Source organism: Marinobacter iranensis (assembly GCF_029207565.1).
GTDB lineage: Bacteria > Pseudomonadota > Gammaproteobacteria > Pseudomonadales > Oleiphilaceae > Marinobacter > Marinobacter iranensis.
In genome coordinates this window covers 1-278 of the sequence record NZ_JANCMW010000098.1, presented here as the reverse complement: position 1 = coordinate 278, position 278 = coordinate 1, and the positions used below count along the sequence as shown (strand labels likewise).

Below are 278 nucleotides of genomic sequence, written 5' to 3'. Positions count from 1 at the left end.
CGCGGCCGAGCGCGCCGTCAAGCTTTGCAACCGGTACTTCGGCATCGGCGCGGACGGCCTCGTCTATATCCTGCCTTCGGAGCGCGCGGACTTCAAGATGCGCATCATCAATTCGGACGGCTCGGAGGCGGAGCAGTGCGGCAACGCCATCCGCTGCGTCGCCAAGTACGTGTACGACAACCGTCTCGTCGACCGCGACGCGATCACGATCGAGACGCTGGGCGCGGGCGTGCAGCCCGTTCAGCTCGAAGTCGAGGGCGGCCTCGTCCGCCGCGTCC

General features: G+C 67.6%; 1 pseudogene. It reads left to right on the top strand.

The window, feature by feature from the left end:
* Window positions 1-278: pseudogene (locus NLU14_RS21595) on the top strand (hypothetical protein); the annotation flags it as partial.